Source organism: Halobacteriovorax sp. GB3 (assembly GCF_028649655.1).
Taxonomy (GTDB): domain Bacteria; phylum Bdellovibrionota; class Bacteriovoracia; order Bacteriovoracales; family Bacteriovoracaceae; genus BSW11-IV.
This window is the reverse complement of sequence record NZ_JAQSLN010000005.1, coordinates 245969-270106: the sequence shown is the minus strand read 5'-3', so window position 1 is coordinate 270106 and position 24138 is coordinate 245969. Positions and strand designations below refer to the sequence as shown.

At 35.5% G+C, this 24138-nt stretch carries 23 protein-coding genes; 7 read left to right on the top strand and 16 right to left on the bottom strand.

All coding sequences use genetic code 11. From position 1 onward, the window contains the following. Window position 1: 1 nt before the first annotated feature. Complete coding sequence (gene hutH, locus HBN50_RS16730) at window positions 2-1558, top strand: histidine ammonia-lyase (RefSeq protein ID WP_273871945.1); 1557 nt, start codon at window positions 2-4, stop codon at window positions 1556-1558. 9 nt (window positions 1559-1567) lie between these two features. Continuing rightward, a complete protein-coding gene (gene hutI / locus HBN50_RS16725; RefSeq protein WP_273871944.1) occupies window positions 1568-2791 on the top strand; it encodes an imidazolonepropionase in 1224 nt (407 codons plus the stop codon). Here the strand turns inward: hutI and HBN50_RS16720 are convergent. Further along, on the bottom strand, window positions 2769-3320 hold the full coding sequence (locus HBN50_RS16720) for a TlpA family protein disulfide reductase (protein ID WP_273871942.1): 552 nt from the start codon (window positions 3318-3320) through the stop codon (window positions 2769-2771). The two genes, hutI and HBN50_RS16720, sit on opposite strands and share 23 nt — an antisense overlap. Before the next feature lie 70 nt (window positions 3321-3390). Here HBN50_RS16720 and HBN50_RS16715 point away from each other — a divergent pair, with 70 nt between their 5' ends. Further along, entirely contained in the window at window positions 3391-3591 is a 201-nt protein-coding gene (locus HBN50_RS16715; protein ID WP_273871940.1) for a hypothetical protein, read from the top strand. 8 nt (window positions 3592-3599) lie between these two features. Then, window positions 3600-5087: a glycerol kinase GlpK gene (gene glpK, locus HBN50_RS16710; RefSeq protein ID WP_273871939.1), complete on the top strand. Its 1488-nt coding sequence runs from the start codon at window positions 3600-3602 to the stop codon at window positions 5085-5087. Here glpK and radA read toward each other — a convergent pair. After that, window positions 5082-6452 (bottom strand): DNA repair protein RadA, encoded by a 1371-nt coding sequence (gene radA, locus HBN50_RS16705; RefSeq protein ID WP_273871937.1) that lies wholly within the window; start codon window positions 6450-6452, stop codon window positions 5082-5084. The genes glpK and radA overlap by 6 nt on opposite strands. A 64-nt stretch (window positions 6453-6516) precedes the next feature. On the opposite strand from radA, the gene HBN50_RS16700 reads away from it, so the two are divergent. After that, on the top strand, window positions 6517-7926 hold the full coding sequence (locus tag HBN50_RS16700; RefSeq protein ID WP_273871935.1) for a phospholipase D-like domain-containing protein: 1410 nt from the start codon (window positions 6517-6519) through the stop codon (window positions 7924-7926). A gap of 1 nt (window position 7927) precedes the next feature. Here HBN50_RS16700 and ligA read toward each other — a convergent pair whose 3' ends face one another. The 3 genes from ligA to HBN50_RS16685 are packed head-to-tail and all read right to left on the bottom strand — an operon-like array spanning window position 7928 to window position 11581. Further along, window positions 7928-9811 (bottom strand): NAD-dependent DNA ligase LigA, encoded by a 1884-nt coding sequence (gene ligA / locus HBN50_RS16695; protein WP_273871933.1) that lies wholly within the window; start codon window positions 9809-9811, stop codon window positions 7928-7930. 8 nt (window positions 9812-9819) lie between these two features. Next, entirely contained in the window at window positions 9820-11283 is a 1464-nt protein-coding gene (locus tag HBN50_RS16690; protein WP_273871932.1) for a hypothetical protein, read from the bottom strand. Between the two features lie 19 nt (window positions 11284-11302). Further along, window positions 11303-11581, bottom strand: a complete 279-nt coding sequence (locus HBN50_RS16685; RefSeq protein WP_273871930.1) for a helix-turn-helix domain-containing protein — start codon at window positions 11579-11581, stop codon at window positions 11303-11305. Between the two features lie 105 nt (window positions 11582-11686). Between HBN50_RS16685 and HBN50_RS16680 the strand changes: the two genes are divergently transcribed. Both HBN50_RS16680 and HBN50_RS16675 read left to right on the top strand, forming a co-directional pair. Further along, entirely contained in the window at window positions 11687-12868 is a 1182-nt protein-coding gene (locus tag HBN50_RS16680; RefSeq protein WP_273871928.1) for a patatin-like phospholipase family protein, read from the top strand. Beyond that, on the top strand, window positions 12856-14232 hold the full coding sequence (locus tag HBN50_RS16675) for a lytic transglycosylase domain-containing protein (protein ID WP_273871927.1): 1377 nt from the start codon (window positions 12856-12858) through the stop codon (window positions 14230-14232). Before HBN50_RS16680 ends, HBN50_RS16675 begins: the two co-directional genes overlap by 13 nt. On the opposite strand, the gene HBN50_RS16670 is transcribed toward HBN50_RS16675, so the two are convergent. The 11 genes from HBN50_RS16670 to HBN50_RS16620 all read right to left on the bottom strand — a co-directional run bounded on the left by HBN50_RS16670 (window position 14211) and on the right by HBN50_RS16620 (window position 24111). After that, complete coding sequence (locus HBN50_RS16670; RefSeq protein ID WP_273871925.1) at window positions 14211-15668, bottom strand: hypothetical protein; 1458 nt, start codon at window positions 15666-15668, stop codon at window positions 14211-14213. The two genes, HBN50_RS16675 and HBN50_RS16670, sit on opposite strands and share 22 nt — an antisense overlap. A 103-nt stretch (window positions 15669-15771) precedes the next feature. Beyond that, a complete protein-coding gene (gene atpC / locus HBN50_RS16665; protein WP_273871924.1) occupies window positions 15772-16197 on the bottom strand; it encodes an ATP synthase F1 subunit epsilon in 426 nt (141 codons plus the stop codon). 16 nt (window positions 16198-16213) lie between these two features. Continuing rightward, on the bottom strand, window positions 16214-17638 hold the full coding sequence (gene atpD, locus HBN50_RS16660) for a F0F1 ATP synthase subunit beta (protein WP_273871922.1): 1425 nt from the start codon (window positions 17636-17638) through the stop codon (window positions 16214-16216). Window positions 17639-17649: 11 nt separating this feature from the next. Then, window positions 17650-18519, bottom strand: a complete 870-nt coding sequence (atpG, locus tag HBN50_RS16655) for an ATP synthase F1 subunit gamma (RefSeq protein WP_273871920.1) — start codon at window positions 18517-18519, stop codon at window positions 17650-17652. A gap of 53 nt (window positions 18520-18572) precedes the next feature. Further along, the gene (gene atpA / locus HBN50_RS16650) at window positions 18573-20081 is read right to left on the bottom strand and encodes a F0F1 ATP synthase subunit alpha (RefSeq protein WP_273871919.1); all 1509 of its coding nucleotides are present in this window, start codon (window positions 20079-20081) and stop codon (window positions 18573-18575) included. Between the two features lie 27 nt (window positions 20082-20108). After that, window positions 20109-20648 carry a F0F1 ATP synthase subunit delta gene (locus tag HBN50_RS16645; RefSeq protein ID WP_273871917.1) on the bottom strand — a complete coding sequence of 180 codons (540 nt, stop codon included), beginning with the start codon at window positions 20646-20648 and terminating at the stop codon, window positions 20109-20111. A gap of 20 nt (window positions 20649-20668) precedes the next feature. Beyond that, the gene (locus HBN50_RS16640) at window positions 20669-21190 is read right to left on the bottom strand and encodes an ATP synthase F0 subunit B (RefSeq protein WP_273871916.1); all 522 of its coding nucleotides are present in this window, start codon (window positions 21188-21190) and stop codon (window positions 20669-20671) included. A 17-nt stretch (window positions 21191-21207) separates the two neighbouring features. Continuing rightward, window positions 21208-21651: a F0F1 ATP synthase subunit B family protein gene (locus HBN50_RS16635; protein ID WP_273871915.1), complete on the bottom strand. Its 444-nt coding sequence runs from the start codon at window positions 21649-21651 to the stop codon at window positions 21208-21210. A gap of 148 nt (window positions 21652-21799) precedes the next feature. Continuing rightward, window positions 21800-22138 (bottom strand): bactofilin family protein, encoded by a 339-nt coding sequence (locus HBN50_RS16630; protein WP_273871913.1) that lies wholly within the window; start codon window positions 22136-22138, stop codon window positions 21800-21802. Window positions 22139-22288: 150 nt separating this feature from the next. Beyond that, entirely contained in the window at window positions 22289-23224 is a 936-nt protein-coding gene (locus HBN50_RS16625; protein ID WP_273871912.1) for a ParB/RepB/Spo0J family partition protein, read from the bottom strand. Window positions 23225-23241: 17 nt separating this feature from the next. Then, window positions 23242-24111: a ParA family protein gene (locus HBN50_RS16620; RefSeq protein ID WP_273871910.1), complete on the bottom strand. Its 870-nt coding sequence runs from the start codon at window positions 24109-24111 to the stop codon at window positions 23242-23244. Window positions 24112-24138: the final 27 nt, after the last annotated feature.

Genomic DNA, 24138 nt, shown 5'->3' with positions numbered 1-24138 from the left:
AATGAACGTTGATTTATCTGATGCTAAAGTGATCGAACTTGATGGACACTCACTTTCCATTTCTAAAGTTTATGAAATTGCTAACGCTAAAGTTGGTGAAATTAAAGTAGTAATCCCAGAGTCTTCACTCAAAAGAATGCAAAGTTCTAGAGACTTTGTTTTTGATATTGTTAATGAAGGCAAACCTGTTTACGGAATCAATACTGGTTTCGGGGCCCTTTCAAGTAAGCATATTGATCAAAAAGATTTAGCACAATTACAAGTTAACCTTATTCGTTCACACTGTACTGGTGTAGGAAATGCTTTTAATACAGTAATCACTAGAGCAATTATGGTTCTTAGGGCAAATTGTCTTGCTTCAGGTTTCTCTGGAGTAAACCCAGAAATCGTCCAGCTAATCTGTGATTTTATCAACCATGGTATTAATCCAGTTGTTCCTGAAAAAGGATCTGTTGGAGCTTCTGGTGACTTAGCCCCTCTATCTCATATTGCTCTAGCTCTAATTGGAGAAGGTGAAGTTGAGTATGAAGGTAAAATCATCAATTCATCATTTGCAATCAATGAAATTGGAAAGAAGCCAGCAGTACTCGGTCCAAAAGATGGACTCGCTTTGATCAACGGAACAGCAGTTATGGCTGCTCTGGGCGCGCTAGCCGTTTATGAATCAGAGAGAATTATGAAGCTTGCTGATATTACAGCAACAATGACTATGGATGGTGTTCAAGGAACTGATCAAGCTTACGATCCTCTAATTACGAGTTTAAAGCCTCACCCAGGACAACTAGATGCTGTTGCTAATTTAAATCTAATTCTTGATGGTTCCAAAATTAAAGACAGTCATAGAGAATGTAATAAGGTCCAAGACCCGTATTCATTAAGATGTGTTCCACAAGTGCACGGAGCTTGTCGCCAAACACTTGCTCACGCAAAAGAAGTTATTTCAACTGAGCTCAATGCTGTTACAGACAATCCTCTAATTTTCGTCAACGAGAAAAAAGTTGTTTCAGGTGGTAACTTTCATGGAGAAGCTCTCGCTTTTGCTATGGACTATCTAGCAATGGGCCTTGCTGAGCTTTGTAATATATCAGAAAGACGTATTGAAAAAATGATGAACCCTACTTTCTCAGAACTTCCTGCTTTCCTCGTTAAAGAGTCTGGACTCAATAGTGGTTTAATGATCGCTCACGTTACTGCAGCGGCCTTAACTTCTGAAAATAAATATCTATGTCATCCAGCTTCTGTTGACTCTGTTCCAACATCGACAGATAAAGAAGACCACGTTTCAATGGGTGTTACATCTGGTCGCAAACTTCATGAAGTTCTTTTCAATGTTAAGCAAGTTCTTGGTATTGAGTTACTTTGTAATACTCAAGCACTAGACTTCCAAGAAGCTGAATCATCTCCTGCTATTGAAGCTGCTAGAAAGCTTATTAGAAAACACGTAGCTCCAATCGTCGAAGATAGAATTTTCTACAAGGACATGGAAAATATTGTTCGTCTTATTGAATCATTTGAACTTCTTAGCGTCGTAGAAAATGAAACAGGTGAATTAAACTAAGGATTAATCATGGTACAAGTTTATAAAAATCTTTCACAAATCGTAACTCTTACAAAAGCTTTCGAAAAAGATGGACGTAAACTTGTGCCTGAAGACCTTTCAATCATAAATAATGCTACAGTAGTTTTTGATAAAAATGAGATACTTTGGGTTGGACCTTCAGATAATCTACCGAGTGAATACAGTGAGATTGAAGCTAAGGATTTATCAGGCCATGTCTTAACACCAGAACTTGTTGATAGTCATACGCATGTTATCTTTGGAGGTAATCGCTCTGAAGAATATACAATGAGACTTAACGGTGCTGACTACGTTGCAATAGCAAATGCCGGCGGTGGTATCCTTAATACGATGAACGGCACAAATTCATTGAGTAGCGATGAACTTTTTGAACAAGCACGCCAAAGAATTGAAAGAATTCATAGTTATGGTATTGGTACAATTGAAATTAAAAGTGGCTACGGTTTAAACTTTGACAAAGAATATGAATGTTCTCATGTCATCAATCGCTTAAAGATTCATTTTGAAGATCGTGTTCAAATCATCAATACTTATATGGCCGCTCACGCAGTTCCAAAACAATATCCTTCTTCAAAAGAATATATGAGTGAGGTTGTCTTACCTCTCTTAAAGAAATTAGGTGAAGAATCGATTATCGATGCTGTCGATATTTTTCATGAACAGGGCTACTTCGACTCTGAGGATACTCAACAACTATTTGATCTCGCTAGTATTTATAATATTCCGGTTAAGAGTCACGCTGACGAATTCAATGATAATAAAGGTGCCATCCTAGCTGCTAAGAACAATGCTCTTAGTACTGACCACCTATTATGTACTGGTGCTGATGGAATCGAAGCTCTTGCTAAGAGTTCGACTGTTGCAACGCTTTTACCAGGAACAGGATTTTTTCTTGGAAAACCTCAAGCGAAAGCGCGTCAGTTTCTTGATGCTGGTGCAAAGGTAGCAATTGCTTCCGATTATAACCCTGGCTCGTGTCATTGCGATAACCTTTTGCTTGTCGCCTCTATTGCAGCCCCACACTATAAACTTAATATCGCTGAATTATGGGCAGCAATTACATTGAACTCTGCTCACGCCTTAAATCTCAAAGATCAAGGCGCTATTAAAATTGGCCTTAAACCAAGGTTCACTTGCTTCAAAGTTTCGAAGATAGATGAGGTTACTTATAGCTGGGGCAGAAATTTAGCTATTTCTTTAGAAGGTCTTTAAGGTTTTCTAGAAATTCTTCTGAATTAAAGTCCACCTCACCATTGAAGATACGTTCAACTTTACCATTCTTGTAAAGAATCGTTACAGGAATCCCTTCGATTCGGTATTCACTTGTAATCTTTCCTTCGCCAAATGGAACGATATCAAAGTTTAATCCATATTTATCAATTGTTTTTTTAATAACTTTCTTTGTATCGCTTTTATCACTATTAATTGCAAGAATAGTTAATTTCTCTTTAGGAAATTTATTTCTTAAACTCACGAGTGTTGGAAACTCTTGAATACAAGGCTTGCACCAGCTTGCCCAAAAATTCAGAATAACAACATTATTTGATAACTCTTCTTTTGAAAATTTCTTACCTTCCAAATTAGTGAAGTTCAATTTTTTGAGATTATTTTCATAATGCGAATTAATTTTTTGTTCTGTCTTACTTGGAGTGGCAACAGATTGAAAAACATTCGTCACTTGCGGCAAGATGACGATTAAGGATAAAATTAAAACTAAGGTAATTGGTAAATATTTTTTCATTTGTATTCAGCTTTTTTATCTCTAAAATAGAGTTAAGATTTATTAGCATTTTACCAAAAAAAATTCAATTATGAGCGATTCAAGTAAAAAAATCCCTATTCATAAAGATCAATCTGGTCAGGTATTTCTTGAATTCATTTTACTTGTTCTTGTAATGATTAGTCTCTCCTATGTTCTCCTCGCAGGTGTAAATACAAATATTGGAAAACGTTGGACTATACTCGTAAAGATTATCGCAAAACCCAGTACTAGCACAATAGAATTACATTAGAGGTGTTCATGAATTACATTCTTTCAATAGACCAGGGAACAACTGGTACGACCGCTTTATTAATCAATACTCAAACTTTTGCAATTGATCATAAGGTCAATTTTGAATTTCCTCAACATTACCCAAAACCTGGTTGGGTTGAGCACGATTTAGATGATATCTGGCACAGCGTTCAAATGTCTGTAAAAGAGGTTCTATCTAGTTCAAATGTTGATGCGAATCATATTAAATGTATTGGCATCACTAATCAGAGAGAAACAACATGTGCATTTGATCTCAATGGAACTCCCCTGGCAAAAGCTATTGTGTGGCAAGATAGAAGAACTTCAAAATTCTGCCAGTCTCTAAAAGATGATGGTGTAGAAGAACTCTTCAAATCTAAAACAGGCCTTCCTCTTGATCCTTATTTTTCAGGAACTAAGATTCATTGGTTACTGAATAATAATCAGCTTGTTAAAAAACACAGTGAAGTTAAGAAGTTACGTTTTGGAACAATCGATACTTATCTTCTTTATAAACTTTCTGGTCAATCTTCATTTAAAACAGATGCAACAAATGCATCAAGAACTCTTCTCATGGACCTTGAGACTGGTGACTGGGATAGTGAACTCCTAAATATTCTTGGTGTTGATCAATCGACTCTTCCTGAAATCTGCGATTCATTTACTGATTACGGAACAACAAAAGGTCTTCAATTCTTACCAGACGGCATTCCTATTACCTGTTTACTCGGTGATCAACAAGCTGCTCTTTTTGGTCAAGCAGGTGTTAAAAAGGGTGATATGAAGTGTACTTATGGTACAGGAGCATTCCTACTACTAAATACAGGAGAAGATATTGTTCACTCTGAGAATGGCTTGCTTACGACTTGTGCCTACAAGCACAACGAACAGATGTATTACGCCTTAGAAGGTAGCTCTTATATTGCAGGTGCTGCTGTTCAATGGGTCAGAGATAATCTTGGCTTTATCGACACTTCTCCCGCTATTGAAGAACTTGCAAGAACAATAAAGAATTTAGAAGAAATGGAAAATGTTCTCTTTCTTCCTTTTTTCTCTGGTCTTGGTAGTCCTTATTGGAAACCAGATGCTAAAGGAGCCTTAATAGGTTTAACTAGAGACACTGGTCGCTCTCATATTGCACGAGCCTGTCTTGAAGGGATCTGCCTTTCTATTAACGATATCATAAAGGCATTCGAGCAAGATTCAAACACTAAGCTTAATTCACTGAAAGTAGATGGCGGTGCTGTAGCAAATAATCTTTTACTTGAAATGCAATCTACATTTTCGAATTTAAACATAATAAGACCAGAGGTTATTGAAACAACTGCTTTTGGTGCAGGCCTTGGAGCCTATATTGGTTCAGGCGCTGTAAAGCTTGATGAAGTGATGAACCTTTGGAAAGAAGATAAAACCTTCTCTCCACTTAAAGAGAAGGATTATTTCTATAAAAAAACTGAACTTTGGAATCATGTAATTAAAAAATTATACCTATAGAAATTTTTCTAAATCTTGTACTCTCTTGATTCCCATAATTTCAAGAGAGTACTTACCTTCATATTCTTTAGCTACTTTAACACTAGTAACTACTCTCTTGTAATTTAACTGGGCCAATTCTTTTAATCGCATTTCCATTCTAGGAACGCTTCGTACCTCACCAGTTAAACCGACCTCTCCAATAAACACAGTTTGAGGATCGACGGGTCTTGATTTATAAGAACTCAACAACGAGGCCACAATTGCTAAATCGCTTTCTCTTGTTGTGATTTTCATATTTCCAACAATGTTGACATAAATATCATTCATTCCAAGAGGAATTCCCATATACTTTTCTATAACTGCTACTATCATTGATAAGCGATTATGGTCTAGGCCTTGTGTTGTTCTTCTTCCATTTCCATATTTGTTTTCTACAACAAGGGCCTGTATTTCAATAAAGAGAGATCGACTTCCTTCGATGATGCAAGTGAGACTTCGACCAAATGAGCCTTCGATATGATCGTCTAGAAAATATTGACTAGGATTTGATACTTCATTAAGACCATTTTCTTTCATTTCAAAAATACCAACTTCGTTGGTATTTCCAAATCTATTTTTAATCGCTCTAAGCATACGATATTGTCCAAACTGATCACCTTCAAAATAAATAACAGTATCAACCATATGCTCTAGAATCTTTGGTCCTGCGATATTACCTTCTTTCGTTATATGACCAATAACAAAGCAAGTGATCCCATTACCCTTAACGTGATTCATTAATTCATAAGTAACTTCTCTAATTTGCGAAACTGTACCTGGAGCAGATTGAATATCTGAAGATACCGTCGTCTGTATTGAATCAAGAACCATATATCGAGGTTTAATCTTGTGCATTTGTTCGAGAATTTTCTGCCAATTCGTTTCGTTGTAAATATAGAAGCTACTCTCATCGACACCAATACGTTTACTTCTATCGGCAACCTGACCAGCAGACTCTTCACCAGAGACATAAAGAACATTTCCATCCTTTTTCTCAGATAATTTACTCATGAGTTCTGTTAGCAGCGTCGATTTTCCAATGCCTGGTTCTCCTCCAATAAGAATGAGAGATCCCTTTACAACTCCGCCTCCAACAACACGATCAAACTCAGTTATCCCAGTTTTGACACGATGATAATCAGTCTTTTCAATTTCACTAATTTTTTTAGGTGGTTCACTATTACTAACACCCTTACCTAGGGGAATATTAGTCGGTTGAGGTTTTGTGAATAGTTCTTCTTCAAAAGTATTCCATTCCCCGCATTCAGTACATCTTCCCATCCATTTCGGTGTCTGATTTCCACAATTGCTGCATGTAAATACTGTACTTTTTTTCTTGGCCATTATTTTCTCAACCTTTTAATGCTATTCCCGACAAGTCATATGGATGTATTCTATAAGGATTTTTATGAAATTTGTACTTTTAAGCACACTCTTTCTTATCACTGCGTGTTCATCAATAACGAGACAGCCAGCTTCTTCTAGCGAAGTTACTGCAATGTTCTCACCACGAGAAGGAACACAAGCTTTTGATAATATTTATAAAAATATTAGTAACGCGAAAAAATATGCTTATATCACGATATATAGTTGGTCTAGTAAAGTTAAACAGCTCGAAGTTGCCATGCGAAATGCATGTGATAATGGAGCTAAGGTCAATGTTGTCGTACATAGAAATTTATTTAAGGCAGGATACTTTAAAACGAGAATCAAAGAAATTGAAGAATCTTCATGTGTGCAATTTAGAGGTTCTCACAGAAAACTTCATGAAAAATTTGTTATCGTAGATGATCAGTTTCTAGTTAATTCCAGTGCAAATTTTTCAACTAAGGCTGCCTCTACTTTCAATGAAACCTTTATCTTCTTTGAAGGATCAAATTTAGACAAAGAACATTCTAATATTCTTTCAGAGTTTAAGAGAGAGTTCGCCTTATTGTGGAATAGTGGAGATGACTTAATTTCCAAAAATGACAAACCAACTCCAGGTTTAGAAATCCCTGTTAATGCTTCTGATGATAATAAAGTTGATCTTTTTTCTTCAAGCCTAAACATTGATTACACAGACATTGGAGCATTAAAAGAAGGAACGACACTCTCTACGAAAACGAAGTCAAAATCTTGGATTGTTCAAGATGAAGTTATTGAATCATTAAAACGAGCTAAAAAAAATATCTATCTCAATGTTAATCATTTTTATCTTAAAAAGATTGCACAAGAGGTAGTGAATGCAGCCAAGCGTGGTGTTGAGATTAAGATTGTTGCTGACAATCAAGAATATAAGCCAAACTCAAAGTCTGTTCAGATTCCATACATTGTAAAAGAATGGATGAAACTCAACAAAGGTGTTAATCCTCCTGTTCGTTTCAAGTTCTATGCCTTCAGCCCATCAATTAAGTTTACTCGTATGAATCACAATAAGACTATTCTTATTGATTACAACACTAATAAAACAGAATTAATTACTGGTTCTTATAACTTTTCTAAAACGGCTGAAAGGACACAGTATGATAACTTAGTTTTCTTTTCTGGAAAAAAATATGATCATATTTACAGCGCTGTAGTAGATGATTTTAATTATATCTGGGATCTTAATCGTGGTGAAAAATCTATTACAACTGTTGTTGATACAATAGTTGAGGAAGACAAAAACCTTGTTAAATTGCATTCTCCAATGGCCGTTTCTTTGGATTGGTATGAATTGCAAACACTCAAAAAATATCTGCAAAAGAAATATAACGTTCCTTTTAACAGATATAGAGAGCTAAATAAGTGTTACGGTTATGACTATAAAACGAAGAAATTCATAGGGTGTGATTAAATTAAATCATTCCCTTTAATTCTTCTTCAGAGATTAGCGGAATACCAAGCTCTCTTGCCTTCTTTGCCTTTGAGCTTGTACTTTCTTTATCATTGCAAACTAGATAATTTGTATTACTAGTTACACTACTTCCTGTTTTTCCACCACTTTCTTTGATTCTCTTTTCAATAATGGATCTTTTCTCTGAAAGCGTACCAGTAATAACAAAGTGAAGACCCTCAAGTTTTTGTTCACCGAGATCTTCTACTTCATGCTTCATTTCAACACCAAGTTCACGAAGATTAGTGATAAGTTCTTTTTTAGCTTGAATTGATTTAACAAATTCAGTGGCAGATTTTTCAGCAAAGCCATCTAATTGCTCTAATTGCTCGACACTCATTGAAAGTATTTTATCAATACTATCAAATCCTGCGTGTACAACTTTTTCACATTTATTAATCGCACCACCAGTAATCCCTAGGGCCGAAAGAAATTTAATTAAATTAGCTTTCTTCGATGCATTAATTCCAACAAAGAATTTATTTGCTAATTTCTCTTTTACTTTTTCAAGCTTTAGAAAATCTTCTTCTTTCAATTTATATAAATCTTCAATAGACTTAACTAAGTCCATTTTGATCATCTCTTCTAAACGTTTACCACTAATATCATCAATGCCAATCTTCTGAATGTAGTTCAAGATAGATTCTTTAACTATGCTAGGACAATATTCATTTCTACAAACAAGTCTAATATCTTCGATATAAACTTTCTGGTCACAACTAGGACATTGCTCTGGTCTCTCAAAAACACCATCACCTCTTGAAATAACACTCATGAACTTTGGTATAACTTCTCCAGAGCGAATAATTTCGATCGTATCACCTTTCTTTAAGTCGTGTTGTTTTACCATGCCATAATTATGTAATGTTACTCTTGAAATTTTTGCACCACTTAGTTCTACTGGCTTCACAATACCTACTGGCGTTAGAATACCGTTTCTAGAAACATTCCATAGAATGTCTTTCAATACAGTTGTCTTAGCTTCACCTTGAAATTTAAACGCCATTTTATAGCGCGGATGATGAGCTGTTTCTCCTAACTCTTCTTGAAGTTTCAAATCATTATAAGCAAATACGAGACCATCTATTTGAAAATCACCTTCAGACATGAAAACTCTGGCGTCTTCTATAACTTTTTTAATCTCTTGTGTCTTTTCATGTAATTCAATTTCCAAAACATCAAAATTTTCTTTTTTAAGCCAGTGATATTTATCCATCTCGAAATTAAAATCGATTGCATCAGTTAGAACATCGAACCCTTTAAACTTCAAATAACGACATAGCTCTAAACGATCTTTACGACCCATTAGACCTGCTACAATATTTCTCTGAGATGTTGGTTTATCAAGACCGATTTTTTCCATTTCTTCTGATAAATGGAAGAACTCTTCCTCTGTACAAAAAAGTTCACCTCTAACTTCAACTCTTTCTTGAATAGATATTTTTTTAGGAACTTCAGGTAACCACATAACTTTTGAAGTAATGTTTTCTCCAAACGTACCATCACCTCTTGTTTTAGCGATTACTAATTCACCATCTTCATAGATTAGAGAACAGCTAATACCATCTATTTTAAACATACTAACAACAGGATATTCTGCTTTCCATGTGAGCAGTTCACTAGGATCATATGTTTTACCCAAAGAGAGCATTTTTTTATCGTGTTTAACTTTGTCTTCACTACTAATTTGCGAACCGACCATACGAAGTATTGGATTATTAGGAGCGAGCTCTTTAAGTTCATCTTCTAGCCTATCGTAATCAAAATCTGATATCTCTGGACGACCTTGATAGTACAATGCTTTGTGATGACGAATTTGTTTCTCTAGCTCTACTATACGATTCACTTTTTTTCCTAAAAATTAAATGAAGTTCCAATCTTCAAAGAAGTATCCTTAAGCTTTAATGTTCTTTCAGGACCTTTGAATTTAGCCTTACTATTAGTATGTGTTACAGATGTTTCTATTAGCATATTTGGACTGTATTGATAAGAGCCACCAAATTCTAAATTGAAGTTTGAAGAACTATCATCAGGACCATTTATTGTTACTTCTTCTTGATAAGACGGTCCTAACATAAAATCTAGTGACAAATAAAGTCTATATAGTTTCATCAGAGGAATACTTCCTCTTGCGCCTAGAAATAATCCACTAAATTCAACTTCACCAATACCATCATTGGTCTGATTATCTAGGCCATAGGTATAAGATGCATATCCAAGATAGCCATCAATTTGAGGTCCATAGAAAAATCCCAATGGTAGATATTTATATCCGGCCTTAATCTTATAGTGTCCGAAACTAATTGAATTAGAATCACTTTGAAGGTCACCTTCATCTTTACTATATGAACCAAACTTTCTGCCAATCTCTAATCCACCCCAGTATTTCCTTGTTGCCCATAATTCGGCCTTTAGATTTACACCAAGAAGGAGACCACTCATTTTATTCGTCGTGCTTCCTTCACTGTAAGTTACTGATCCACTCCCAATATTGAAGTAAACTCCAGCATTACCTAATTTTCCAAAGCTAAAATCATCATCTTTTTTAACTTCAAACATCTTATTATTATCAGCGATGCTCTTTTCTTTAATGATGACCCAATCATTCATTCGCACACGTTTTTTACTGTCATAAACGTTTATCTTTCCTTGTGATTGAGTGTCAGCTGTATGAAAAATTTTTCCTTCACCTATTTTTACCGTTTCCCAATCGACAACTTCTTTTAAAAGAGGATGTCTTCTCTTCCTTTTAATTCGTCTAATTTCAATTTCTGCATTTTGAAACAGTCCGTACAATCGTCCAATGTCTGTTGTAAATTGATTACCTAGGACACCTGTTACTATTCCATCATATGGAATATTTTTTTCATAAACCTCTAGCCAGTTTTTAACTGTCTGGGCCAAAAGAACTGGATCTTTAGAATCAACTGATGTTTTCTCCATAAAATAGACGTCTCGTCCATTTGCTCCAATGACAGAAACAGACACTTCACTTCCCTTAGCGACAAAGTTAACTTTCACTTTGATAAGAGAACCGGATTGAGCTTTTTCAGATAGAATTCGCAGCACATCTTCATTGGCAAGAGCTTCATCTAACGAGTTTCGATACCCCGAGAGTATATTCAATATCTCACTATTTGATTCGTAATAACACCAATCAGAATCTTTCAGATATCTTTCTAAATTTTCAAAAACTTGAAAACCGACACTCCCACCAATTGTGTCATTTATAGGTAATAACATACAACGACGCATTGATTGCGCTGCAAATACATTAAAGGTGAGAAAGAAAAGTCCAATCCATAGAATTTTTTTCATCTAAATACTCTTTCGTTGATCAATTAATTTGAACTCGTAATTCGCGTAATTCTGCTTCGAGCTTAGCTACTTTAGATTTTAACATCTCATTCTCTAAAGCTAAATCTTTTGAAAGCACTGAAAAATCTAACTCCCTAGATTTCTCGCGCATTTTCATTCTATCAAAAATAAAGAATTTTCCGTTGATTTTTTGATACCTGACTCGTTCAGTCTTGATATATCTTCTGATCGTTGATGTCGATATTCCATAATACTCAGAGTACTCTGAAATACTTAACCATTCCCTGCTTAGTTCCACGCTAACTCCATTTAACCGACCATTATAATATGTTTTTCTTCTTTCTCTGACAAAACTTAATCGTAATATTTTGAGAATCTTCTACTTCAAGCTATACTTAACTTTATGCAAAGAGTGGATCTCAATAATTTTAAAAATAAAAAAGTCGCCCTAGTTCTATCTGGTGGTGTTGTTAAAGCTGCTGCCTGGCACCTAGGCGTTGCTCATGCTCTGGAAGAGTTGGGATTTTCTTTAAAATCTAACGAGTCAAAGCCTAGTGACTTAGAAATTTCAACTTATGTTGGCTCATCAGCTGGATCTCTCATAAATTTATATTTTGCTTCTGGCTATAGACCTGTCGATATTATTCAAGCATTCACAGGTGATAAGAATAATTCTAAGATTAAGCCTATTACATATAAAGACATGTTGAGCCTCAAACATCCAAATAAGGGTGGAAGAAACACTGACTTCTATGATCCACTTGAAGGGTTCCCCTTCATGTTGAAGAAGTTTTTGAATCCTGTTTTAAATCTATCAGGTATATTTTCAACGACAGGCTTACATGACTACATCATCAAAAACATAATTAGTGAAAAGAAATCTTTTGATGATTATTTAGCTGATCTCTTCGTTGTAGCAACTCAATTAGATCATTCAAGAAAAGTTATCTTCAGTAAATATAACTATCCGAGCCCAGCCCACGACTCTACGGCATGTTACTACACAGGAATTCCAGTTTCTGAATCTGTTACGGCCAGTATGAGTGTACCGCCATTCTATTCTCCCTATCCAATTTGTAATCCTGTTACCAATCAAACTGATTATTATATTGATGGAGAAATTAGAGAAACTCTCTCTACTCACGTTGCAGTTGATAATGGTTGTGAGTTTATCATTAGCAGCTGGACCCATACGCCTTATCACTATCATGATGAGATAGGTTCCCTAGTTAATTATGGTCTTCCTGCTATTTGCATGCAGTCAATCTATCTCATGATACAGAAAAAGATTGTTGCCTCTCGTACAAGAAGAAATAATGCACAAGATATTCTAGATACTGTTAATGATTATATGAAATCTAATCGTTTCGATGAAATCCATAGAAAACAACTTCTTTCAATTCTCGAGAGAAAGTTAGACTATAAATCTAATGTTCATCTTATTGATATCTTTCCAAAACACGAACAGTACAAGATCTTTTTTAGAAACTCATTCTCTCTCAATCCGAAGAAAACAAGTGAATTAGTTGCTGCTGGTTATAAACGAACAATGGAAGTTTTCAGAAATCACGAATGGGAAAGTTAGTTTTATTATTTATATTTTTTTCATTTAGTACTCAGGCCCTTGTTCCTAAAAAAGTATTAAAAACTTCCGAAGAATCTATTTCTGACAGAATTCTTGGTAAGGCGTTTATTGATAACGTTAAAATCACAGAGGCAATTGATGATAAGATTTTCGATCGGTTGATCAATGATCCTAAAGATCGAGTTTCATCTACTTTCAAAGTTCCTAAATATTTTTATAACTCTACTAAATTCTGGTTTTATATCTACACAAAATATCCAGGATCTTCTGTTGTTATTCATGATAAGAATCAAATGAATATAATCTATGAAGTTATCGAGTTTGAACATCTCAAATCAAAGATAAAAAATAGCTACGAGAGGTATCTTTATCAAAACAAATTAGTCTCTAAAGAAATTAAACTATACAAACAGGCCTTCAGAAACCTTTCACGTAATAGAAAGAAAGGAAAATTAGAAAAGCAAATAATTGCTATCTTGAATAAACAAGGAATCAAAATTCCAAAAAATGTAAAGAAGCGCCGTCATTTCTATAATCGCCTTATAAGTGGTATTCGTTCTCAAACTGGTCAACAAGACAAAATCGCTTCAGGCGTTCGCTACTACATTCCTTTTAAGGCAACTATAGACTACTACACAAAACTTTTCGATATTCCTCGTGAGTTAGTCGCTATACCTTTTTTAGAATCAAGTTTTAATATTCGTGCAAGATCAAAAGTTGGGGCGACTGGTATTTGGCAATTCATGCCTTATATTGCCAAAGTTTACATGCCGATGGATAAAACAATTGATGGACGTCTTAATCCAATTCTTTCTACTCTATCTGCATTTCATCTTCTCAAACAGAATAAGCGTATTTTAAAACAATGGCCTCTTGCTGTCGCTGCTTATAACTCCGGTCCTACACACTTTCTTAGAGCAAGGCGAAAGCTTAAGCAACCAAAGGCTAGCTTGCAAACTATATTAAAAAAATACGACCACCCACACATTGGATTCGCAGCTCAAAATTTCTATAGTGAGTTTTTAGCACTGGTCTATGCTCTTACATATTTAGATTATTTTTATAAAGATGAATTCGATTTAATGAAAGATCATAAGAATAGAATCATCCGACCATATCTGACTAATTGTCGTTTAAGGCCACATACATTCTATTCTAAGCTTAAAAATAGTAGTCCGATGATTAAGTATTACAATTATCATTTCTTGAAAAAGAAAAAGGTCTATTCATCACAAAAAATCGTTTTCAGTGACTTAAAACTGACTAGTCGAAAATATACTGAAGTTCCAGAAAAGCTCCTAACTTCGAGATATCCTTTAAATTGGGATAGACATATGAAGAATCAGAGATGTTCAATCAGGTAACTACCATTTGAACAAAACGTCTTAACGTAGTCCTTTGTCTTATCTTTGTATTCCAACTCAAGATATACAACACCTGGGCCTGAACCAATGAAATATGCTTTTTTTGTTAACTCACTTGGTTCTATATCAAACATTCCATCTTCGTCGAAATAGTATAAGTCGGCAGGCATTTTACCTTTGTGGTCTAGGGCCTCAAAATTGATTCTCTCAATCTCTTTAGCCGGATTTATATCAACCACACAGTTAGTCTCTAAATCGCCAATCTCGAAGAGATCTAGAAGGTATGAGACGTATTCTCTAGAAGGAATTACAAGATTTGCTTCGTCTTGGTAACTTGCCACAATGCTCTTTCTATTACTTTTGAATTCAATCATATTTCTCATACCAACAACTTCAGTCATTGGGTTAAGACTATATCGATTGATACCAATTTCTTTTGCTATATTCGATGTACCTAATTGAACGACTTTATTCGTTCCTAAATTTAGCTCTTGTAACTTTTTAGAAAGTACGCTTTCTTCGTATAAATTGAAATGCTTTGTCTTTGTTTGTTTAATGATCGGATAATCATAGAAGACTTCATCGTTTTGAATATTAACGATTTTCTCGCCATAGAGCCCATCCATTGTCATATATTGTACAAGAACGTTACCTTGGTCTACTCCTACAAATAATACGTAACGATAATCACCATCTTGCGTTGTCTTTCTGTATCGAGAATCTAGATATATCTTCTTAGCATATGGCGCATTTATCTCAGTACTTTCAATTTGGTCATAAAGATCTATAAGTAAAGCCCCACCGAAAGCATCTGGCGCATACTTATCTAAGAATCGAAGATATGTTTCTCTTTCAAAAATTGGAACATCAACTACTTTGAGTCCAAATTCAAGTGAAATTTCAAATGAAGTTGGGATGTACTTTGCTTCATCTACATGAAATCGAATCGTTCCCTTACCATTATTACTATCGAAATTGAGGAGGGCCTTTTGCTCTTCAGAATAGCTAATCTGACCATTTGTAATATTAGTAACACTGAATTGATTGACTCTTTTACCTCTATTGATTCCAATATTGGCTGAAGAAAGTGTTAGCTCAATTGCTGAGTTAGACTGCAATTGAATGCCATTATTCTTTTTATCTATCTTTTCAATGAAACTTAATAAATCTGTGAGATTGTCCGACGGTGCAGCTTTCTTTTTCGTTGCGGCCATAACTTGTGCAACACTATCTACAACGACATTTACATCATCTTTCTTTTCAATTTCATTCTTATTATTTTCAATCGGACTTACATTTGAATAATAGTCATTAAGCCAATGCTTCGAAGTGAAACTTCTTTCAAAGTAATCAAGGAAAACAGAGAGGTTCTCAAACGCATAAGTTTGTACATTTAATAACGAGAATAGAAAGCTAACTACTAATAATTTCTTCATTACATCTATTTTCGCTTTAGAAATTCAAATTTTCAAGGTGGATAAAAAAAGACCTAAGTTTTTACACTTAGGTCTTTTATAACAGAGCAATTTTGTCGGTTTTTTAAACTTCGCGGTTGCGAACAAACTTAGCACATTGAATTCTAAGTTTAGCCCTTTCAACCTTTCTTTGATATTTAACAATATCTTCGTCAGAAAGCGTTGTAGAAAGCATTCCTTGAGCATTCTGAAGAGAAAGCTTAGCTCTTTCTACGTCAACTTCATGAGCTTCTTCTGAAGTATTCGAAAGGATCAGTACTTTACCTGCAAGAACCTTACAGATACCTGTTGTTACAGTGAAGTGACGATCTGGATCATCAGCTCCACCCATAACAGAGATTAAACCTGTAGCAAGTTTCTCAACGATATGAGTATGATCTTTCTTTACTTCAATTTGACCTTTAATTGTTGGGACAAATATATTCTCAGCAGGAATATCTTTTGCCACAATTTTATTTGGAGTCAAAATATCAACAGTATAGTTATTCATTTTAAACCTCAGCTAATTATGCGTTTGCTTCAGCTTGGATTTCCTTAGCTCTTTCTCTAACCATTTCTAGGTTACCTTGTAGGTAGAAAGCTTGCTCTGGAAGATCGTCACATTCTCCATCAAGAATAGCTTTGAAGCCAGCAATTGTATCTTCGATCTTAACAAATTTACCAGGGTTACCAGTAAACTGCTCAGCAACGAAGAATGGCTGAGAAAGAAATTTCTCAACTTTACGTGCTCTAGCAACAACAACTTTATCATCTTCAGAAAGTTCATCCATACCAAGAATAGCAATGATATCTTGAAGTTCTTTATATCTCTGAAGAATTTCCTGAACGTTACGAGCAACTGCATAGTGCTCTTCACCAAGGATGTCTTCAGAAAGAATTGTTGAAGAAGAAGCTAGTGGATCAACCGCTGGGTAAATACCTTTCTCTGCAATAGATCTTGAAAGCTCAGTAGTAGCATCAAGGTGGGCAAATGTAGTTGCCGGAGCAGGGTCAGTATAGTCATCGGCAGGAACGTAAACGGCCTGGATCGATGTAATTGAACCATCTTTAGTTGATGTAATACGCTCTTGCATCGCACCCATTTCAGTACCAAGAGTTGGTTGGTAACCAACGGCAGAAGGAATACGTCCAAGAAGGGCAGAAACCTCTGAACCAGCTTGCGTAAAACGGAAAATGTTATCAACGAAAAATAGTACGTCTTGTTTTTCTTCGTCACGGAAGTATTCCGCAATTGAAAGTCCAGTAAGAGCAACACGTGCACGGGCACCTGGTGGCTCGTTCATCTGACCATAAACAAGTGCAGTCTTATCGATAACTCCAGACTCACTCATTTCATCGTAAAGGTCACGTCCTTCACGTGTTCTTTCACCAACACCAGCGAATACTGAGAAACCACCGTGTTGAGTTGCAATGTTGTTAATTAGTTCCATAATTAGAACTGTCTTACCAACACCAGCACCACCAAATAGACCAATTTTTCCACCTTTAAGGTATGGTGCAATTAGGTCAATAACTTTGATACCTGTAAAAAATGGCTCAAGTTTTGTTGATTGATTTTCGAAAGTTGGAGCTTCTCTGTGAATTGAGTAAGACTTGTTGTTTCCAATGTCTCCTCTTTCATCAATTGACTCACCAACTACGTTGATAATACGACCGAGACACTCACGTCCAACAGGAGCTTGAATAGGAGAACCTGTATCAAGAACGTTAAGTCCACGTGAAAGACCTTCAGTAGCATCCATTGCAATTGTTCTTACAACGTTGTCACCTAGGTGTTGTGCAACCTCAAGTACAAGGTTGTACTCAACGTCACTGATCGTTTTGTTTGTAACTTTAAGAGCATTGTAGATCGCTGGAATCTTTCCATTTGGAAATTCAACGTCAACAACTGGCCCCATAACCTGCTTAACAATACCTTTGTTTTCCGACATTATTATGCTCCTTAACCGTTGAGAGATTCTGCACCAGATACAACTTCTGTTAGTTCAGTTGTAATTGCAGCTTGTCTCAACTTATTTGCTTTAATTGTTAATGTTCTAATTGCGTCTTCACAGTTTCCAACTGCACTATCCATAGCTGTCATACGTGAACCGTGCTCTGATGCAATACCATCAAGAAGACAAGTCCAAAACGTACTTGTAAAAGCTTCTGGGATAAGAGTGTCAAGAATCGCTTCCGGAGAAGGCTGATACTTGAAATCGAATGGATACTTGCTTTTAAGTTCTTCTTTTTCTTGCTTGTCCATAGACATTGGAAGTACTTGTTTTACAGATGGTACAAAACTAATTGCTGACTCAAATAGGTTGTATGCAATATATACTTTTCCTACTTCACCAGTTTTAAATAGTCCTGCAAGCTCTGTAGCAACACCTTGCATTTCTGCAAAAGATGGCTCCGTTCTTTCGAATTCATATTCTTTAGCGACATTTACTTCGCCTTGAATTAACTCTCTTACCTTCTTACCAACAAAGTAAACTTTGAAGTCCTCGTCAGTTTTCTGTTCAATGAAAGTTCTTACTTTCTTAGAAAGCTGAGAGTTATAACCACCACAAAGACCTTTATTAGAAGAAATTACTAATAGTACAGAATGCTTATTTTCTTTCTCTACCAAATACTCATGCGAGTAATCCTGAACAAGAGCAGATACAGTCTTAATTGTATCTTCTAATTCTTCAGCATATGGACGAGAACTTTGAATAGCTTGTTGAGCTCTGTTCAATTTCGCAGCAGAAACAAGTTTCATTGCCGACGTAATTTTAAGAGTACTCTTCGTACTTTTAATTTTCTTTTTAAGTTCTTTAATATTCGCCATACGGCCCCTCAATCAACGATGAGAAGAGGATCGCTCCCCTTCTCAAAGATTAATTAGTATTTTTTTGAAGCTACGAAATCTTTAATGATTCCAACTAGCTTAGTCTCATTGTCACCAGCAATTACTTTCTCAGCTCTAAGAGCAGTCATAAGATCGCTATGCTTAGCATTTAGGTGTTCAATAAGATCCTTCTCAACGTCTCTGATGTTAACAACAGGAACAGAGTCAAACATACCTTTAGTTGCAGCGTAAATAACTGCTACTTGGTCCATAACGTCCATTGGTACATATTGACCTTGTTTAAGAAGTTCAACAAGTCTCTCACCTTTATCAAGCTGCTTTTTAGTAGCTTCATCAAGATCAGATCCAAATGCTGCGAAGGCTGCAAGTTCACGGTATTGAGCGAGGTCAAGACGTAGAGTACCAGCAACTTTTTTCATTGCTTTTACCTGCGCTGAACCACCAACACGTGAAACTGAAAGACCAACGTTAACAGCTGGACGAATACCTGAGTTGAAAAGGTCAGACTCTAGGAAGATTTGTCCATCAGTAATCGAAATTACGTTAGTTGGAATATATGCAGATACGTCACCTTCTTGTGTTTCAATAACTGGAAGTGCAGTTAGTGATCCACCACCTAGTTCGTCAGAAAGTTTCGCTGCACGCTCAAGAAGTCTCGAGTGTAGATAGAAAACATCCCCTGGGAACGCTTCACGTCCTGGTGGACGTCTAAGAAGAAGTGACATTTGTCTATAAGCTTGTGCTTGTTTCGTTAGATCATCATAAATGATTAGTGCGTGCTTACCGTTATCTCTGTAGTACTCACCCATTGTACAACCTGTATATGGAGCAAGGAACTGAAGAGGTGCAGTGTTAGAAGCAGTTGCAGATACGATGATTGTATAATCAAGAGCACCAGCTTCTTTTAGCTTTTGTTGTACTTGACGTACTGTTGATTGCTTTTGTCCAACAGCAACGTAGATACAAACAACATCTTTACCTTTTTGGTTGATGATTGTATCGATGGCAACAGCAGTTTTACCTGTCTTACGGTCACCAATAATAAGCTCACGTTGTCCACGTCCGATTGGAATCATAGAATCGATTGCTTTAATACCTGTTTGCATTGGCTCGTGAACAGGCTTTCTTGCGATAATCCCTGGAGCCTTAACTTCAACTTGTCTTGTTTCAGTACCAACGATTTCACCTTGACCATCAATAGCTTCACCGATTGGGTTAACTACACGTCCAAGAAGTGCATCTCCTACTGGAACTTCAACAATTTTCTCAGTTCTTTTTACTGTAGAACCTTCTGTAATATTTGGATCTTCACCAAGAACAGCAACACCAACGTTGTTTGCTTCAAGGTTAAGAACCATACCTTTAGTTCCTGTTTCAAATTCAACTAGTTCACCGGCCATAACATTTTTAAGACCGAAAACACGTGCAACACCATCACCGATAGTTAGAACTGTACCAACTTCATCAACTTGAAGCTTCGTCTCAAAGTTAGAAATTCTATCTTTGATGATGCTCGTAATTTCTTCTGGGTTCATAGACATCTTTTACCTCTACTCGTGGTTAAGAAATTAGTTATTTAATACTGTTTCTTTAAATTTTTCTAATTGGTTATCAAGAGAAGCATCAAGCTGTAGGTCTTCAACAGTTACTTTGAAACCTGCAGTGATCTTTTCGTTTTTTACATATTCAAGTTGTGCTTCGATTCCAGCATTTTCTTTTAAATAAGAAATAAGCTTGCTCTTAAATTCATCAGATACTTGATCTTCACTTCCTTCAATCGTTCCTCTAAGGAAACCTTTTTCGTGATCATCAATAACGATCACTTCTTTAAAGATAAGTGGGAAAAGACCAATTCTCTTCTCTTGAATAAGAAAGTAAACAAAGCTTTTAACAACGCTTGAAAGAGTCATCTTTTCAAAGACCTTTGTCATAACATCAATCTTTTCTTCAACTGTGAATACGTCTAAGAAAAGAAGTGTTTCAAGATCTGCACTCTTATTAATAACTTCACTTAAAGTTGTTAATTCTTGTGCAACGTCAACCTTGCTTTCTTTACCAAGCTCAATCAATGCCTTCGCGTAAGCTTTTGAAACATTTTGTTCTTTCATCTTACTGTTCCTGCAATAAATTAAAGTTTAGCAACAAGATTGTTTGTTGCTTTAGTTTTATATTCTTTATTAGCGTCAATTTTGCTTTTCGCATTTGCGATAACTTCATCAACGAGTGAAGCATTCAGCTCTCTAAGCATAGCGTTCTTTTCGCTTTCAACTTTTGCATGAGCATCCTTTGTCATTTTACCAATTTGCTCTTCAACTTCTTTAAGATATTTCTCTTCAAAGTTAACTGCATCTTGCTTAACTTCAGTAAAAATCTTTTCTACTTCAGACTCTACTGTGCTCATTTTCTTTTCATACATATCAAGTTTAATCTGAGCTTCTTTATCTTTCTCTTCTGCATGAGTAAAAAGCTCTTTAACTTTAACTGCATTTTCATCAAACATTTTTCTCATTGGACCTTTAACCGCAAGAATAATGATCGCTGCAAAAACAACAAAGTTAAGCGCAGGAATTAATAAACTTCCAATTCCAGAATCTCCTGCAGCATATGCATTAGATACTAGAAGAGTTAAAGAAAGAATTACTTTCAACATATCTCACCCTATTAAAATTAGTTTGTTAATTTTGTTACTAGATCGTTTGCTAAAGCTTCAGCATTTCCAAGAACTTCTTGTTTTTTAGCTTCAACTTCTGCCTTGAACTCTTGAGCTTTTTGCTCAATTTCTTGGTTCAACTTTGCTTCAGCCGCTTTAATAGTTTGCTTTTCTCTTTTGATCACTTCTTCTTTCTTTTTAGAAAGATCAGAATAAGCATCCGTTTGAGCTTGCTCAACTTTTTCTTTATAAGCTTTAGCTAAGTTTTCTGCTTCGATGAATTTCTTGTTTGCATTCTCTTCAAGCTTAGTAGTTTTACCCTCTCTAAGCTCTAAAACTTCCTGTAACTTGTTGAAAAGCAAGTTTCTTAGGATGAAATAAAGAATACATACAATGATAAATTGAGTGAAAATTGACTGGTCAACACCAAGTGACTTAAAAATACCGATAATAGTATCCATAAAGGCCTAACTCCATAGAATAGATGCATCTTACGAATTCGAGTTTAATGAATAAACTTTGACCCTAAATTCGTCAAGGTAATTCGGTGCTTCTTTCGTTTATTTTGTTAACGTTCAAATAGATTTTAACTATGCGCGGCACGCAACTTTATTTGTTGTCATGCATTTTTGTTGTACCGTGAAAGATAACTCCCTCTTCAACAATTAAACTTGGTGTTGTAATTGTTCCTTCAAACCTTGCTGGCTTGATAATTTCAACTCTTGAAGAAGCCTTTATATTTCCCTTAACAGTACCACTTATAAGGATAACATTAGCATTAATGTCAGCATTGATAATTGCGCCATCAGAGACGATGACAGTGTCATTTGAAAAGATACTTCCGTTTACGATTCCAGCAATTCTTGCGACACCATTAAAAGACAAGTTACCTTCAAATTTGCAACCCTCTTCAATAATAGCTGAAATATCACCTTTATCCTTGGCCATCTCTTCTCCATAGAAATTTGGTCCTATGGGACCACTTTTCTTTTTAGCCTGGTCCTATAGAACCACTTTTTAAACTTTTATTCTGGTCCTATGGGACCACTTTTTTTGGTTCTATAGGACCAAAGTAAATGGTCCTATAGAACCAGATTCTTACTTACTTAGAAGAAATTCATATATGTCATTAAATTCAGCTTCGTTGTTGAATTTAAGAACAACTTGTCCACCACCTTTCTTGCTTGAATTAAGCTGGAAGTGGAAACCTGTTTTTTGCTCTAGTTTCTGGCGGTATTGATCAAGTTTCTCTTGAAAATAATCATGAGTCTTATCTTCTTGAGCTACTTTTGTATTCTTTCTAGCTTTAATTAGTTTCTCAGTTTCTCTTACTGATAATTTATTTGCTGCTGCTTCAACTGCAATACGAATACACTTATCTCTTTCTTTAACAGCTGCTAATATTTTTGCATGGCCAAAAGAGAGTTCTTCCTTTTGGAGAAGTTCGATTACATCTCTTGGTAATTTTAAAATTCTAATAAAGTTAGCAACTGTAGATCTTTCTTTACCAAGCTTCTTAGCAACTTCTTCTTGAGTTAAGTTAAACTCATCCATTAGTTGATAATATGCTAGAGCTTCTTCAACACAGTTTAGATCTGATCTTTGAACGTTTTCAATGATCGACATAACCATCTTATCTTTATCAGTCGCTCTTTTAATAACAGCAGGAACTTTTTCAAGACCAGCAAGCTTAGCAGCTCTTAATCTTCTTTCTCCAGCAACTAATTCAAATCCAGATTCTTCATTCTTCACAACAATCAGTGGTTGAATGATACCGTTCTCTTTAATAGATTCAGAAAGCTCTTCAAGTTCTTTTTCTTTAAAGATCTTTCTCGGTTGATTAGGATTTGTAATGATTTGAGAAATATCAATTAAAGAAGGACCTTCTACTCTTACTTCTTTAATAACTTCTTTTACAGGTTGCTCATTCATTTCATCTAATGCCATCTTAGCTTTAAGCTTAGCATTTACGTCTTCATTTGAAGATCCGATTAATGAAGCAATACCCTTACCAAGTGCTACTTTTTTGGCCATTATTTTTCCCCTCTAATTTACTGCAACGATTGTTGTGCGTTGTTGTCACTAACAGAACCTGATTGAGGTACTTCCGGTAGGTCCTCTGGTAGTTCAGTTTGTTCATTTTGAGAGGCCTCCATTCTATCTTTTAGAATAAGTTCCTTGGCCAGTGCTAGGTAGGCTTCACTACCTTTTGATTCAATATCATAAAGAATAATAGGCTTACCAAATGATGGACATTCAGCAAGTTTAACATTTCTAGGAATAACAGTTTTGAATACTTTCTCTTCAAAATGCTTTCTAATCTCATTGGCAACTTGCTTGTGAAGTGATGACCTTCCATCAAACATAGTTAAGAGAATCCCTTCCATTTCTAATTGTGGATTCAATGAGTTTTTAATCAATTTAACTGTATTAATAAGCTGTGCAAGACCTTCCATTGCAAGGTATTCAGTCTGCATTGGAACGATAAAGGCATTTGCAGCATTAAGAGCATTGACTGTTAAAAGTCCAAGAGAAGGAGGACAATCGATAATAATATAGTCATAGTCATCTTGAACTTGTTCAAGGGCCAGTTTTAATTTCGACTCTCTTGCAAACAGACTTACTAATTCGATCTCAGCACCTGATAAGTTATTATCTGATGGGCAGATATCAAAAAATGGTAATTCAGTATTATAGATTGCATCTTTAATATTCGCTTCACCAATCATGGCATGATAAATGTTACAGGCAGTATGCTGCGACGCATCCAAGCCAACACTTACAGAACCATTTCCCTGAGGGTCTAAGTCAATTATTAAAGTCTTTTTTTCAGCTACGGCTAGGCAAGCAGCAAGGTTAATGGCTGTTGTTGTCTTACCAACTCCACCTTTCTGATTCATCATTGCAATAATTTTAGCCATTTAGTTCCCCCGAACAAAGAAATAAAA

What these genes read in the sequence shown, in the direction of transcription:
- HBN50_RS16645 (WP_273871917.1), bottom strand. Translation starts at nt 20,648, where the DNA reads ATGAAAGAACAAAATGTTTCAAAAGCTTACGCGAAGGCATTGATTGAG.
- glpK (WP_273871939.1), top strand. Translation starts at nt 3,600, where the DNA reads ATGAATTACATTCTTTCAATAGACCAGGGAACAACTGGTACGACCGCT.
- atpD (WP_273871922.1), bottom strand. Translation starts at nt 17,638, where the DNA reads ATGTCGGAAAACAAAGGTATTGTTAAGCAGGTTATGGGGCCAGTTGTT.
- HBN50_RS16620 (WP_273871910.1), bottom strand. Translation starts at nt 24,111, where the DNA reads ATGGCTAAAATTATTGCAATGATGAATCAGAAAGGTGGAGTTGGTAAG.
- hutH (WP_273871945.1), top strand. Translation starts at nt 2, where the DNA reads ATGAACGTTGATTTATCTGATGCTAAAGTGATCGAACTTGATGGACAC.
- HBN50_RS16670 (WP_273871925.1), bottom strand. Translation starts at nt 15,668, where the DNA reads ATGAAGAAATTATTAGTAGTTAGCTTTCTATTCTCGTTATTAAATGTA.
- HBN50_RS16675 (WP_273871927.1), top strand. Translation starts at nt 12,856, where the DNA reads ATGGGAAAGTTAGTTTTATTATTTATATTTTTTTCATTTAGTACTCAG.
- HBN50_RS16625 (WP_273871912.1), bottom strand. Translation starts at nt 23,224, where the DNA reads ATGGCCAAAAAAGTAGCACTTGGTAAGGGTATTGCTTCATTAATCGGA.
- HBN50_RS16640 (WP_273871916.1), bottom strand. Translation starts at nt 21,190, where the DNA reads ATGTTGAAAGTAATTCTTTCTTTAACTCTTCTAGTATCTAATGCATAT.
- HBN50_RS16690 (WP_273871932.1), bottom strand. Translation starts at nt 11,283, where the DNA reads ATGAAAAAAATTCTATGGATTGGACTTTTCTTTCTCACCTTTAATGTA.
- hutI (WP_273871944.1), top strand. Translation starts at nt 1,568, where the DNA reads ATGGTACAAGTTTATAAAAATCTTTCACAAATCGTAACTCTTACAAAA.
- HBN50_RS16715 (WP_273871940.1), top strand. Translation starts at nt 3,391, where the DNA reads ATGAGCGATTCAAGTAAAAAAATCCCTATTCATAAAGATCAATCTGGT.
- HBN50_RS16635 (WP_273871915.1), bottom strand. Translation starts at nt 21,651, where the DNA reads ATGGATACTATTATCGGTATTTTTAAGTCACTTGGTGTTGACCAGTCA.
- HBN50_RS16720 (WP_273871942.1), bottom strand. Translation starts at nt 3,320, where the DNA reads ATGAAAAAATATTTACCAATTACCTTAGTTTTAATTTTATCCTTAATC.
- radA (WP_273871937.1), bottom strand. Translation starts at nt 6,452, where the DNA reads ATGGCCAAGAAAAAAAGTACAGTATTTACATGCAGCAATTGTGGAAAT.
- HBN50_RS16700 (WP_273871935.1), top strand. Translation starts at nt 6,517, where the DNA reads ATGAAATTTGTACTTTTAAGCACACTCTTTCTTATCACTGCGTGTTCA.
- atpA (WP_273871919.1), bottom strand. Translation starts at nt 20,081, where the DNA reads ATGTCTATGAACCCAGAAGAAATTACGAGCATCATCAAAGATAGAATT.
- atpG (WP_273871920.1), bottom strand. Translation starts at nt 18,519, where the DNA reads ATGGCGAATATTAAAGAACTTAAAAAGAAAATTAAAAGTACGAAGAGT.
- atpC (WP_273871924.1), bottom strand. Translation starts at nt 16,197, where the DNA reads ATGAATAACTATACTGTTGATATTTTGACTCCAAATAAAATTGTGGCA.
- HBN50_RS16680 (WP_273871928.1), top strand. Translation starts at nt 11,687, where the DNA reads ATGCAAAGAGTGGATCTCAATAATTTTAAAAATAAAAAAGTCGCCCTA.
- HBN50_RS16630 (WP_273871913.1), bottom strand. Translation starts at nt 22,138, where the DNA reads ATGGCCAAGGATAAAGGTGATATTTCAGCTATTATTGAAGAGGGTTGC.